Source organism: Pectobacterium atrosepticum, from assembly GCF_000740965.1.
In the GTDB taxonomy this organism is placed as follows: Bacteria; Pseudomonadota; Gammaproteobacteria; order Enterobacterales; family Enterobacteriaceae; genus Pectobacterium; species Pectobacterium atrosepticum.
Map to the genome: position 1 here is coordinate 2,456,950 of NZ_CP009125.1, position 12,172 is coordinate 2,469,121.

Annotated in this window: 12 protein-coding genes; 1 reads left to right on the forward strand and 11 read right to left on the reverse strand. The window is 48.3% G+C overall.

The features are described 5' to 3' along the window. Nucleotides 1-52 precede the first annotated feature (52 nt). Both GZ59_RS10810 and GZ59_RS10815 read right to left on the reverse strand, forming a co-directional pair. Nucleotides 53-1,726, reverse strand: coding sequence for a Tar ligand binding domain-containing protein (locus tag GZ59_RS10810; RefSeq protein WP_039291729.1), 1,674 nt, complete (start codon nt 1,724-1,726; stop codon nt 53-55). 131 nt (nt 1,727-1,857) lie between these two features. Then, the gene (locus GZ59_RS10815) at nt 1,858-2,154 is read right to left on the reverse strand and encodes a YciI family protein (protein ID WP_011093873.1); all 297 of its coding nucleotides are present in this window, start codon (nt 2,152-2,154) and stop codon (nt 1,858-1,860) included. Between the two features lie 251 nt (nt 2,155-2,405). On the opposite strand from GZ59_RS10815, the gene tonB reads away from it, so the two are divergent. Continuing rightward, nucleotides 2,406-3,155 (forward strand): TonB system transport protein TonB, encoded by a 750-nt coding sequence (tonB, locus tag GZ59_RS10820; RefSeq protein ID WP_039291732.1) that lies wholly within the window; start codon nt 2,406-2,408, stop codon nt 3,153-3,155. A gap of 113 nt (nt 3,156-3,268) precedes the next feature. On the opposite strand, the gene yciA is transcribed toward tonB, so the two are convergent. From yciA to GZ59_RS10870, 9 genes are all read right to left on the reverse strand, one after another. Further along, a complete protein-coding gene (gene yciA / locus GZ59_RS10825; RefSeq protein ID WP_039291734.1) occupies nt 3,269-3,691 on the reverse strand; it encodes an acyl-CoA thioester hydrolase YciA in 423 nt (140 codons plus the stop codon). Nucleotides 3,692-3,713: 22 nt separating this feature from the next. Beyond that, entirely contained in the window at nt 3,714-4,280 is a 567-nt protein-coding gene (locus GZ59_RS10830; RefSeq protein ID WP_011093870.1) for a septation protein A, read from the reverse strand. Between the two features lie 595 nt (nt 4,281-4,875). Continuing rightward, nucleotides 4,876-6,018: a hypothetical protein gene (locus GZ59_RS10835; RefSeq protein ID WP_011093869.1), complete on the reverse strand. Its 1,143-nt coding sequence runs from the start codon at nt 6,016-6,018 to the stop codon at nt 4,876-4,878. A gap of 98 nt (nt 6,019-6,116) precedes the next feature. Next, nucleotides 6,117-6,527, reverse strand: a complete 411-nt coding sequence (locus tag GZ59_RS10840) for a DUF6971 family protein (protein WP_011093868.1) — start codon at nt 6,525-6,527, stop codon at nt 6,117-6,119. 325 nt (nt 6,528-6,852) lie between these two features. Beyond that, entirely contained in the window at nt 6,853-7,572 is a 720-nt protein-coding gene (locus GZ59_RS10850) for a Rha family transcriptional regulator (RefSeq protein WP_011093866.1), read from the reverse strand. Nucleotides 7,573-8,330: 758 nt separating this feature from the next. Beyond that, nucleotides 8,331-9,014, reverse strand: a complete 684-nt coding sequence (locus GZ59_RS22440; RefSeq protein WP_051623277.1) for a BRO-N domain-containing protein — start codon at nt 9,012-9,014, stop codon at nt 8,331-8,333. A gap of 33 nt (nt 9,015-9,047) precedes the next feature. Then, nucleotides 9,048-9,362, reverse strand: coding sequence for a hypothetical protein (locus GZ59_RS10860; protein WP_039291740.1), 315 nt, complete (start codon nt 9,360-9,362; stop codon nt 9,048-9,050). 43 nt (nt 9,363-9,405) lie between these two features. Further along, nucleotides 9,406-10,704, reverse strand: a complete 1,299-nt coding sequence (locus GZ59_RS10865; RefSeq protein ID WP_039291743.1) for a site-specific integrase — start codon at nt 10,702-10,704, stop codon at nt 9,406-9,408. Nucleotides 10,705-11,121: 417 nt separating this feature from the next. Continuing rightward, nucleotides 11,122-11,874: a YciC family protein gene (locus GZ59_RS10870; protein ID WP_011093862.1), complete on the reverse strand. Its 753-nt coding sequence runs from the start codon at nt 11,872-11,874 to the stop codon at nt 11,122-11,124. Between the last annotated feature and the right edge of the window lie 298 nt (nt 11,875-12,172).

A 12,172-nucleotide genomic window follows, 5' to 3' on the forward strand; every position in this document is an offset into this window, starting at 1 on the left:
AAGTATGGTCGCTATTTTTTTATCACAAAACGGCTCTTATTCCCTTATCCGTTCATCCCATCATGGGAATGCGCTGTGTCATCTCTCTCTGATCAATCATCGGGTTCACATCAGCTTCTGTCGAGGGCAGGATAAACAGCGACACTGAAGTATTTAAGCGTTCCGTTTGCTCCAGCAGTGAGGCGAAGGTGTGAGCGGAGGCTTCAACCTGTCCTGCATTTTCTCTGACGGTGTCGTTCAGCGTGCTGAGTCGCGCAGTCACTTCATGAATACTTTCGTTCTGCTGGTGTGATATCTCCGAGATCTCGCTCAGGAACGTGCCCGTGTCTTTCGCCGTCTGAATGATATTCTGTAGGCTGTCATTCAGTTTGTTCACCAGTCGTGTTCCTGCGGTTACGCTGTTGTCTGAATCACGAATCAGCACATTAATACTTTGTGCTGAGTGACTGCTTTGCGAAGCCAGGGTGCCAACTTCTCTGGCGACAACGGCAAACCCTCGACCCATCGTGCCAGCTCGCGCCGCTTCAATCGCTGCGTTCAATGACAAGATATGCGTCTGGAATGCTACATTTTCAATCATCCCAATGGCTTCTGTCATTTCTCGAGTTCTGCCTGCAATATCTGACATTGCCGCCTTGACGTCATTCATCATTGTCTCACCCTGCGTGGCGATTTTGCTGGTGTCTTCTGCGTGCAAATTAGCCTGCTGGGTATGCTGAGTGTTTTGCTCGAGATGTTGGCTAAGTTGAATGACGTGTTCAGTAGTCACTTTGAGTTCGTGGGACTGGCGATTCGCCTGCTCGGAAAGACGATGGTTATCCTCAGCCACGCGATCGACCTGTGTCACCATGTGATCAACACCCTGACGAACCTGATTAACCAAGGTCACCAGACCTTCCTGCATTAGGATGACGCTGGTATTGAGCTGTTCAACTTCCCGTGTTCCGCGTGTCTCTGTATTGACTGAATGAGAAAGATCGCCCGCCGCGATCAGTTTTAAATGGGCAATGATGTGCGCCAGTGGACGAATAATGACCCGGTTAACGCCAAACCAAACGGCAATGGCGATCGCCAGTAATAACCCCAACACCGTGATAAAGATTGTTTTCGCTTGATCGAGAGAGGATAAAAATTGTTGGCCATGCTGTTTTTGCAGCGCATCGGTATCTTGCAGATAGTGTGAGTACTTCTGGGTAAAATCGCTTTGATAGGCCTGAACCGGGACAGCAAAGAAAATATCGATCTGATTGGTGGTTTTTATTCCTTCGGCTAACTCGACAAGCCCGGAATAAAGCTGGTTGTAGCCCTTTTTCAGATCGACAAATGCTGTTGTGTCTGCTTCCGCCGTCGTGGTTGTTTCCAGTAACTGATAATGTTCTTTTGCCTGTTTCAGAGACACTTCAGCCTCATCCATCAGGCTGTGCCAGCTGCCTTCAGACCCGGTTTCTTTGTCTACCAACAGATAAATGCCTGCGCGGTTAAGTTTGTCGCTGGCATTCATGACTTCCATCCGCGCTTTATCCATTAACGCTTGTTGCTGGCGCAGACTCTCGTTAGCAGAAATATCCTGTTGAACCTGGGTCATTGTTTGAGAAATGACGCCGACGGAAACCAATTGCAATAAAGAAAATAACCCAATGATCAATAACAATCCAGAGAGAATACTGAGGCGATGACGGCGGCGGATAGTAGCAACTCCGTTTCGCAAAATCGCAGGCATTAACATGATTGTTGACCCTCTATAGATGAATAGCGGCCAAACTATCACGGTTAAATGACTAAAATATTTCAGCTTTTGACGGAGGGGTAGGAGGCCATGGTTTTTGCGTGTAACCATGACCTGTATCAATTGAACCTTTAAAACACTTTTTTGAAGGGTTTCACACTGACGCGTTGATAGACACCGGCTGCGATGTAGGGGTCGGCGTTGGCCCATGCTGTTGCCTCATCCAGCGATGCGAATTCAGCGATGATCACGGAACCGCTAAAACCAGCCTGACCGGGATCTTCGCTGTCGATAGCAGGTAACGGGCCAGCGGTAATCAGTCGGCCCTGATCGCGTAATGCCTGTAAACGGGCAAGATGGTCTGGTCTTACCGACAGGCGTTTTGCTAATGAATCAACATTATCTTCAGCATAAATGACATAGAGCATAGCGACCTCACTGGTTAGGAAGGTACCCTTTCTCGTTTGGGATACCGGGTAGGGATCCCAGTGGCCAAACGCTATCGGGTAAGAGAAACGTGTTTTTATCATCATACGTGATGTTGTTCGAGGACAATAGGTTGATTTGCCAGACTAATCCCCCCACGATTTCTGTTTTTTTTACAATTCCACGCGTTGTTATTGAATATGATTGCTATTTGCATTTAAACTTGGGCGGCATAAGAGGATAAAGACAGACTATGCCGCAAAAAAAGTTTTTTTTGACCCGCCGTTACTCATGGCCATTCATACTTTCAGTTGGTTTTCATGGTTCACTGATTGCAGGTTTGCTGTACGCATCGTTTAATAATTCAATCGAATTACCGCAGGAATCTAAGCCTATCAGCGTTGTGATGGTGAACCCTGCGGCCTATGAAGCTGCGCCTGCTGCCAAATCTGCGCCCGAACCTGAGCCAGTTAAGCAACCAGAACCTGAGCCGGAACCGATTCCAGAACCGGAGCCATTGCCGCAGCCGGTTCCTATGCCATTACCCGAGCCAAAGCCCAAACCTAAACCGGAACCTAAGCCCGTAAAGAAGGTTGAGCAGCCGAAGCCGGTTAAACGTGAGCCGACCGTTGAAAAACAGCCGCCTTCACCGTTTACCAGCGAAGAGCCGACGCGCAATGTCAATAATGCGCCAGTGAAGCAGGCGCCCGCGCCCGCAGCAAGTTCGCAGTCAAGTGGGCCGCGCCCGTTGAGCCGCGCACAGCCACAGTATCCGGCGCGTGCGTTCTCTCTGCGTGTTGAAGGGCGAGTGAAAATGCAGTTTGATGTGGATGAGTCTGGACGCGTTGATAACGTTCGCGTGCTTTCTGCCGAACCGCGCAATATGTTCGAGCGTGACATCAAGCAGGCGATGCGCAAATGGCGTTACGAAGCGAGCAAGCCGGGTAAAGATCTGGTTGTGACCATCGTCTTTAAAATTGACGGCGGCGCGGCGGTCGAATAATTTACACCAATGCAGATAAAAAACGGGACGTCATCTTTGGCAGATGGCGCCCCGTTTTCGTTAATTATTCAGGATAGATGATGTCGCATCTACGCGAAAAGGTGTGTCAGAGGTTACTCGCTTGGTGTGAAGTTGCTTTTACCTGCTGGCAGCTCACGCGGCTGGCCTTCTTCATCGACTGCTACGTAGGTGAATAACGCTTCGGTGGCCCGATAGCGCTGACCAATCGGCTCAGACGACACTTTCTTTACCCAAACCTCAACATTGACGTTGATGGAGCTGCGACCAGTGCGTAAGCAACGCGCATAGCAGCAAACGACATCGCCCACGGCGACAGGTTTTAAGAACGACATTCCATCAACCCGTACAGTAACGACACGCCCCTCGGCGATTTCTTTCGCCAAAATCGCACCGCCCATGTCCATTTGCGACATCAGCCAGCCGCCAAAAATATCGCCATTCGCATTAGTATCGGCTGGCATGGCCAGCGTACGGAGAACCAGTTCACCCTGTGGTAACACGTTTTGTGTGCTCATTGTGTATGCCTCGGTTTAGCGATTACGGTTGCTCGCTTTTTTCTTCTTCTGATTTCTCTTGGTCGTTAGGCAAGTGGCGATAAATATAGACGCCACAAATCAGCGTAAACAGCAGCGTCACACCAGTTAGCCCAAAAACTTTGAAATTTACCCAAACGCTTTGCGGTAGCCAGAAAGCAATATAGATGTTAACCAATCCACACACCAGAAAGAACATGGCCCAGGCGAAATTCAATTTCCCCCAGACGGGCTGTGGCAAAGTGAGTTCTTTACCCAACATCTTCTGAATCAGGGTCTGTTTCATAACAAACTGGCTGACCAGCAGGGCAACGGCGAACAAGCCGTAGATGATGGTGACTTTCCACTTGATGAACAGGTCGTTATGGAACACCAGCGTTAGCGAACCAAAAATGACGACCATCGCAAAGGTGACCAGCGTCATTTTCTCTATTTTACGATACATCACCCAGGTGACCACGAGTGACAGCGCGGTTGCCGCAATCAGTGCACCCGATGCGATATAGATGTCATAAAGTTTATAGGCCGCAAAAAAAACGACCAACGGTATAAAATCAAGAAGTTGCTTCATTATGTCAATCCATCACTCAACAGTGTCGTAATCATAACCCGCGAGAGTTATCCGATAGCTCATGCCATTATCCTTTATTGTGGAACACCATTCCCGAGATATTGTAATAATTTGCAGAAAATTACAGTGAGAAACTAGAAGTGATAGAGCCTGAGGAAGCACTAGGATATCCCTTGGTGCGGCTTGCAGTCTATGTTTAAGCTCTCTGAGGTGTCAACCGTTTATGTCACCTTTGGGTCACTTCTTGTGTCACTCTGAGCTTCCACTAGCGGGCCTCAGGACCTTAAAGCCGGGAGCCTATAGGTTGGCCTTGTTGGAGCCGAAAGGTTTCCTTAGGTGTCTCTGGAGGGCATGCGGGGGAGTTTATTCACCTAAGAAGTGTTACATACCCACTCAGATTTTTGTGACAATTTCTTAGACCCCTTTCACGATGTGGTACACCAGAAGGAGGGCCAGATAGATGAGCACTAGGTTTGACATAGCGGCCTCCTTAATGTGATGTACTCATGAACTATTTCACTAGTACAATTTAAACCCTCAGAGTTTATCTCTAAGGGTCTATTAGTTGTGATGATGTGGGGCTAAAGGCTAGGCGTTAAGCGCTCTTGAATGTCAGACGGTGGACTACTGGAAACTCAGCGGTCGCCTCTACGTTGAACTCACCTTGCTTCACTTTGACTGAACCTGTTGCCATAACGTCGATTACTGTAATCAGTTCTACGTCATAGCCTGCACGATTAGGGTCTCGGGTTACGATAACCTTAACAGTATCGTCCTCTTTGGTGGACCGGAAGGACAACATAGCGAACCCTTTAGGCAGCAAATAGACGCCAGTGTCTTCACCTAAGTAGCCCATGATAGTACAGCCGAATAACTCACTCGCGTCTTCATGGCCTGCGCGTTGTGCTGCTCGCTCCAAGACGGCTTCCAGTTTCTCAGGGACCATCAGCGCATACGCATCAAGTGTAGCGCCTAGGTGAACCGGAAGGTTGATAGCCAGATAGTCTAAAAGGTCCTCAGCGGCGTCTTTAGGCTTAGAACTCAATGCATCGCATTCAATGGTCACAAGGTCAGGGGTCTTAGAAAGGACCTTAGCGACATTACCAGCCATGATACGGCAGAATTGAAGCTGCATGTTTGCAACGGTTTGATGCAGTGAACCATCAGTCCAGCCGCCCATCATATCGAAATCTGATACGTGGGTAGCGGTGGAGCACAGGATACCTGTTTGTGTATTGTCATCACCGTGCAAGACAGGGGCGACCATCACCGCAGACCCAGCAATAGCTTTCGCTGTAGGCAGGTTAGAACGGTCACGCTTGCCGCTAGGATTGAAGGTAACTGTACGGTCCTCCAAAAGCTGCACGTTAAGCGGTGTAGGCAGGGCTGCGAATGGTCGGAACTCAGATGGGAAGATGTGTTGTTGCATCGCATCAGCAAAATCGCCATCGTTAAAGGTGGCCTCAAGGGAAGCCTCTAGAGCTTGGATGTAATCATGAACATCATTACCGAATGGCTGTGGGCGTCCTGAGCGGTCCGTATAGCCAACATTAAGAATACCTCCAGTGCTATCAGGCATGCTGACAATTTCGGTACGGGTCGCATCGGTTCCCCATACGGAATTAGGGACCTTTTGGCCCTTGGCATCGACCATATGGGTCTTGAGGTCATCCAAGGTTTTAACTTTAGGCTGGGTCGTATCGATACGTTTAATTTGGTTGTTGCTGCGAGTGTTCATAAGGTAATTCCTCCTCAAAATAGTAATAAATGAATGCTGGGTGAGTGAGCTACAGGCCCCACTTAGGGAGGCTCTGTAGGCTCTTACAGGCGGCTAAATCACAGTCCGAAAGCGGCACCTTTATGCCCGAACTTACGTTGTGCGTCTTCAACTCTGCGTGCTTTCTCCGCTCTCTCAGCGGCAATCTCGGCTGGTGTCGCGTGCATAGCAGCCATACGTTCACGGTGCTGTTCAGCTTCAATACGCTTGCGTTCAGCTTCTTGACGAGCCTGTGCGTTACTCTCAGACCACCAGCGGGAGAACGTGGTGTAATCACCAGCATTCAGACCAGCGGCATGAACATCATTAAGGATTGAGTTGGTTTTACCTGCATCATTACCGCAGCCATTGAGCATGGTCGGAATGACAACTTCACAGAAATATTTGGTAGATAGCTCCTGACCGAATACCAGTACGGTTTCCTTGTCAGCAGATAGGGTGATATCAAGTTTACGGTATGCGATAGACATAATTTGGTTCTCCTTTGAATTGAGTGAATGAACTTATCGGTCGACCATAGGCGCAATGAGGCCTACGGCGTCTCCCCGCATCGGTCAGTTCAAAAGAGGTGATTGATTGTTGGAACTAGAAGCTAGAAGAAGTCTTTAGGGGACAATCCGGCGCTCACAGCCATGAGGCATAGCGCACCCTTCGAGTAATAATCTGCTCGGTCATGCTTTGGCGGTAGACCAAGTTTGCTCACAAGGGCTGATGTTTTGATGGTCATTAGGTTGAGCGCTTGGCGACCTTCAGGCGTCCGAGGGTCAATCTGGGCGCTGTGATGGTGTTGAGTGGTCATTGGATTATTCCAGCCTTGCGCATACGGGCCTCATCTTGGAGGAGTCGCTGCTTATCAAGGTCTGAGCCATAACGGATGACTAGCTTTTGGTGAAACTTAATGAGTTTCTCTGGGGCGCTAAATGTCTCCAGACCCTTAGCGTTAAACCGGATGTTGATTCCTTTAGCGCTGAAGCGGTTGTCTGTGCGCTTAATCACCCGAAAGCAATCCTCGTAGTGAGGATTAACGGACCATTCGCCATTGTATGGGCTGACCCGAAAGAGTCGGCGCTCCTGCTTCAAGATATCCATAAGTCTCTGGGCGGGGAGGCCATGTGTCTTACAGAAGTCGCCCCAAGTTACACCGCGACGATTGGCTGACTGAATAGCGACACGTTTATGTTGGTCTTCAAGCCGGAGGATTTCTCGCTCAAGCTTATCGATGTGGTCAAAGCATTTGGCCCTGAGTTGGACTGAGTAGCCTGAGACCAAAATGAAGGTGTGCTTTCGGTCTAGCTTATAGTAAGGCTGCTGCCTGCCTTGATCATCCAGATAGACTTCTTCTTCTACCCCGGTACGTTGACTCAAATTTGAGTCGATCTCATTGAGAGTATTCAGGTCATCCAGCATACGCCGTATGTCACGCACAATATTACCATGTCGCTTACCCGTCAGGTCTGCAATTTCTAAAGAAGTCATGGAGACCATCTGGTCGAGGTTGATAATCAATGTATCCATAATTACGTGTACTCCTTATGCAATGCCCCTATGTCACACCCACGGTCAGCCAACCAGACCCCACGTAAAGGGAACTGACAGCGGCACAAGGGCATTGCATAAAGACTGGTTTGAGGTTGAACCGTGTGAGGGCTCGATGATTGGTGGAAAGGTGAAGCGTGGTGTTGCTCTAATAGTGAGTCGTTAATGCTGGAGACCAGTTAACGTTTTCAATTTGAAAAATAGCTCAACGAGGACGCCTCAAAGTTGAGGAGTCGTAGACCAAGTGGAGGTGAGTGACCATATGCAGATTTGCGGAAGGTGAGTGACCATGTTCGATATCTCTAGGCTTATCTTCAAGATGATTATTTAGTTATTGATTTTAATTATAATTAGCATCTCTAGGATGGGCTTTAAGAATCTCTAGGCTCTCTTTATGTATATCTGTGGGCTCTCTCTAATAGTGAGTCGTTATTGCTGGAGGTCGGCTATTAGGTTCTCCTTAAGCTGTCTTAGCGAGGGTCTCTAGGGTCAGTCATCTTTGTTAATATTGTCTATTGATGAACAATCCTTGAGGGAGCTTTAAGAATATCTCTGGGCCATCTTTAAGGTTTATCTCTAGGCTTAGCACTGGGCCTAATAGTGAGTCGTTAATACTTCATGGTCATAACGCCATGTTTTTATTGATGTTTTCTCTCAAGAGTAACTTCTCATGGACCCTTTTGATTCCTTGAAGCGCCTTGGTGTATTAAGTTATTGAATGTAAAGGTATTTTCGCTCTATAAGCATCTGCGGCATGCTTCCAGATGTGACGGTGTCACGCCTAACTCTGAGACCAATCGAGACACATTCAGACCCTCAGCGCACTCGTTGTACTGCTTAGCGCTCATCGCATGGAACACATTAGACTTAGCTTGGCCCTCGTATGGACTCTTAGCGATAACCTGCATAGGCGCTGGTATCTTCCATTTCAAGATAGTTTCCTTTAGGCCTGCCACCTCATCACGTAGGTCATTCAGCATCAGGCGCATAGCGGAGAACTCAGCAGCAAACTGGATGCCTTCAGGAGTCTCAGAGGTCTCAACGTTGTAGCTACCAGTCTTGCGGATAGTCGGTAAGACCTCCTCAGTGACCCACTTACGGAAGGGTTCAGCGGCTGGCGCATGACCACGTAGTAATAACTGGTAAACCGTAGGTTCATCTATCAGCTTGCTCTTATGCTGAACCCGTGGATAGTTGATGAGTGTCTCGACAATTTGTAGAGGCATATCCGAGAGACTCGTTAGGCCCTTAATGCGCCATAATGCGGTTGAACCATCCTTCAGGCCAGCTGCATCTAACACTTGCTTGCCGATGAAAAGCAACTCATGGTCTGGATGACCCGTGATAACGTCCAGCTTCAGGCCTGCGAATGTCATTACGTTCACGTTGATGGTGTTTTCGATGAAAGTGGTCATGCTCATAGTTCAGTGCTCCAATGGTTGGTTGATAGTTTCTTAACGATCGATGCGTGCTTCAAGTGCCTTCAGTTGTGCGCGATGGCATTTATCCTTAAAGCGTCTTTTAGACCTGCGCACAAAGCGGTTATTCTGGCTACGTTTCTGCTTCCAGTGCTCTGGCTGCTTGGCTACGTGGCGGGCTACACACTTAGCTATCAAGTTAATCTGCATGACCCTTGCGACCTCTTCAAGAAGCTCCTCAGGGTCCGTCAAGAATCCCTCATTGCCCTCTAAGAACGAGCGCTTACCTTTATGAGGCACACTGAAGCTCACAGGGTCCGTAATGATGAGGTTATCATTCTCGTCAAACATCAGGTTGCCATCGTTCAGGTCTAACCGAGCGATACCTTATATTTTATTGACCAGTACCACTCAACGCTAACCTCAACGCATCACTCAACCGCCCAATCGCGTGACCCTTCCCGTACAGGTCATAGGTGATGCTCTGTGAGCTATGCCCTAAGACTCCCTGAGCATCTGCAAGAGGCACACCAGCCGCTTTAAGCTTCCCTGTAAGAGAATGCCTGAGGCTATGCATACAGACGTTCTTAGTGTCTTTCAAGGCGTCTATGGAGCCTTTTATGCTTCGCCCAAAGTAAGCCGTATAGGTTCCCGCAGTCATCCCAAAGATAGCGGTCTTAGGTTCCCTTGTGTTGACGAACTTAAGGAACGCCTCAAGGTTGAAGCCATAAGCGCCATCAATTAGCGGTATAAGCCGGATGCTATGCTTGTTCTTCACCTTCTTACCTTCATCATCGTTGATATCGATACAGGTGATACCATCGACCACTACGATATTCTCCTTGGTCAACTGTGCTACTTCCGCAGACCTAGCGCCCGTGATGATTGAGACCAGTACAGCCCACCTACGGGCCTCTGGAGCGCTTTCGGCTGCCTTAAGCACCATCTGTATTTCTTCATCGGTCATCGCTCTACGTTTACTTTCAGCGTCCTTAGTGAGCTTCATCTTCTCGATTGGATTGCGACCTTGTAAATGACCATTCATCAAAGCGTAATCAATAGCCATGCGCACCTTAACAAACAGCTTATTCACTGTGATTGCTGCTTTGCCATTCGCTAACAATTCATCACGCGCTTTAAGCCACGCTGAGCGGTCCATAAGGTCCACTGGAGCGTAGCCCCTTACGGTACTAAATGATGACTGGAGGTCTCGATAGCTTGAAGTTGCCAGAGTGGTTATTTTCTCGGCTAATGTCATGCTGACAAGGTCGTCATAGGTGAAAACTGACGAGCTACCACCTTGCTGATTCTCCAGATTTGACGAGAGGACGCCAATAGTTGACCCTTGAGTGTGGTTATTGGCGCTATCAGTGTTATCGTCAGCAACGAAATCTAGTAGACCAGTCGCATCACCGTAATCAACACGCTTCTGGCCTGCCTCTAGGACCTTCAAGGATTCCACTATGTGGGTCTGCTGGACCGCGCTCAGTCTCTCAGTGGCGGCTATATTACGCAGATTAACCTTGGCATCTTCTAGCCACGCTATATCGAGACCATTCCAGTAATCATCGGTCGCTTCAGTCAGTAGCCATTCAGCCATAGCTTTCAGATGCTCTCTAAGCTCCTCTTTGCTCACCTCTGGGTTATCCAATAAGAAAGCCTTAGCGGTGGTAGCAAGTTCTTTCTGACGCATTACAGCGATGCTCCTGTTAGTGGTTCTGGTCGATACTGATATGAATGGCTTGGCGTGGCCCTTTAAGCGTAGACGGATAGTGTAACGTCCAGAGCGCCTACGGACTAGCTGAGGAGTCGCTAAGGTCCCCAGCTCTATGTGGGCTTTTTGTGTCACCTTTATGTCAGGGCATTGAGTGGTTCCTTTAGACCTAACAGATAGGGATACACATTCATGTGAATTGTTATGCAAATAATGTGAGTTAATATTCATTAAGTTGACCACGAGCTCTCTTAAAGTGAATAAAAGCTCAGGTCTCTAAGCAGTCCTTAGTAGGAATCTCACATAATTTGCAGAAAATTACGATTGGGTAGATAGCGAACGGGGATCTGGCGAAGCCTATGCCACCAAAGTAGTGGCATAGGCAGAGGACGGCAATTAAGCACGTAGCAGCATATAAAGGCGGAACAGATAAATAAGCAGGATAGCGGAGATCAGATTGCTTAACCCGTTCAGAACCACGCTCAGTACCGTGGGTGAGGAAATCGGTAACTTTGACACGATCAGCAAAATAGCGATTTTAGCCAGCAGCCACATCACGATGGCAGGTGCGGTTGCACGTAAGTTGCTATAGGCCAGTTTGGTGCTCGTTTTAATGGCACTGAAAATTCCGCTTTTTTCAGTGACGACAATCACAGGGGACAAACTCAGCGCAATAGCTAACAACACGCCAGGAATGACCAAAAGCATCATGCCAAGCTGGATGAGCAGGGTGCACAGCAGAATCAAGAAAAGCAGACGCAGTAAAAACGGTGCGGATGCGCCAATGGCTCGCAGGGCACTGGTGCGTTGTCCGTCAGAAACCAACTGGATCAGCATCAGAACCCCGCCCGTTAGCAGCACGTTGCCCACTAACGCAGCAAAAGTGCCTGCCGCCGACATTTTCAGCAACACGGTTTGTTGTTCCGGCGTCATTTGCTGAATCAAATCCATTAGGCCAGATTCGACAGAAGATGACAGATCGCTGCTGGAACTGCTCAGAATCTGTAACTCGTCTCCAGAAGGCGATAACGCATGATTCAGTATGACAGTAATGAATGCCGTCAACAGCGACATCATTAAGATGCTGATGAGCTGGTTACGGGTAAAATTCATTGTGTCACGGTACAACGTGTTAGCCGTGATAGGCATGCAGGCTCCTTGAAAAAGATAATCGACAGAAAGAACTTAACTCGCGATTGTAACCTGTTAATTCGCGCTGTGGCACCCCGTCAACGACACAATGCTGCTTTTCCCTTCACACCAGATCAATGCGGCATTGCTACTAATAGTGATTCTCCTTGTTATCGGTTACGTGTTTTATGATGTTGTGTTGTTTTTGATCTGGATCAATTCCATGAAATTTAATTGGTTAGTGATAAATGATTCAGTTCAATTTGGGGGTGAAATCTTTAAAGGATGTGATCTGGCTTAAAACAAGAATACCTAC

Excerpts from the sequence above, each read along its gene's own strand:
- GZ59_RS10830 (WP_011093870.1), bottom strand. The coding sequence starts at position 4,280 with ATGAAGCAACTTCTTGATTTTATACCGTTGGTCGTTTTTTTTGCGGCC.
- GZ59_RS10870 (WP_011093862.1), bottom strand. The coding sequence starts at position 11,874 with ATGCCTATCACGGCTAACACGTTGTACCGTGACACAATGAATTTTACC.
- GZ59_RS10815 (WP_011093873.1), bottom strand. The coding sequence starts at position 2,154 with ATGCTCTATGTCATTTATGCTGAAGATAATGTTGATTCATTAGCAAAA.
- GZ59_RS10865 (WP_039291743.1), bottom strand. The coding sequence starts at position 10,704 with ATGCGTCAGAAAGAACTTGCTACCACCGCTAAGGCTTTCTTATTGGAT.
- GZ59_RS10860 (WP_039291740.1), bottom strand. The coding sequence starts at position 9,362 with ATGTTTGACGAGAATGATAACCTCATCATTACGGACCCTGTGAGCTTC.
- yciA (WP_039291734.1), bottom strand. The coding sequence starts at position 3,691 with ATGAGCACACAAAACGTGTTACCACAGGGTGAACTGGTTCTCCGTACG.
- GZ59_RS10850 (WP_011093866.1), bottom strand. The coding sequence starts at position 7,572 with ATGGATACATTGATTATCAACCTCGACCAGATGGTCTCCATGACTTCT.
- GZ59_RS10840 (WP_011093868.1), bottom strand. The coding sequence starts at position 6,527 with ATGTCTATCGCATACCGTAAACTTGATATCACCCTATCTGCTGACAAG.
- GZ59_RS10810 (WP_039291729.1), bottom strand. The coding sequence starts at position 1,726 with ATGTTAATGCCTGCGATTTTGCGAAACGGAGTTGCTACTATCCGCCGC.
- tonB (WP_039291732.1), top strand. The coding sequence starts at position 2,406 with ATGCCGCAAAAAAAGTTTTTTTTGACCCGCCGTTACTCATGGCCATTC.
- GZ59_RS22440 (WP_051623277.1), bottom strand. The coding sequence starts at position 9,014 with ATGAGCATGACCACTTTCATCGAAAACACCATCAACGTGAACGTAATG.
- GZ59_RS10835 (WP_011093869.1), bottom strand. The coding sequence starts at position 6,018 with ATGAACACTCGCAGCAACAACCAAATTAAACGTATCGATACGACCCAG.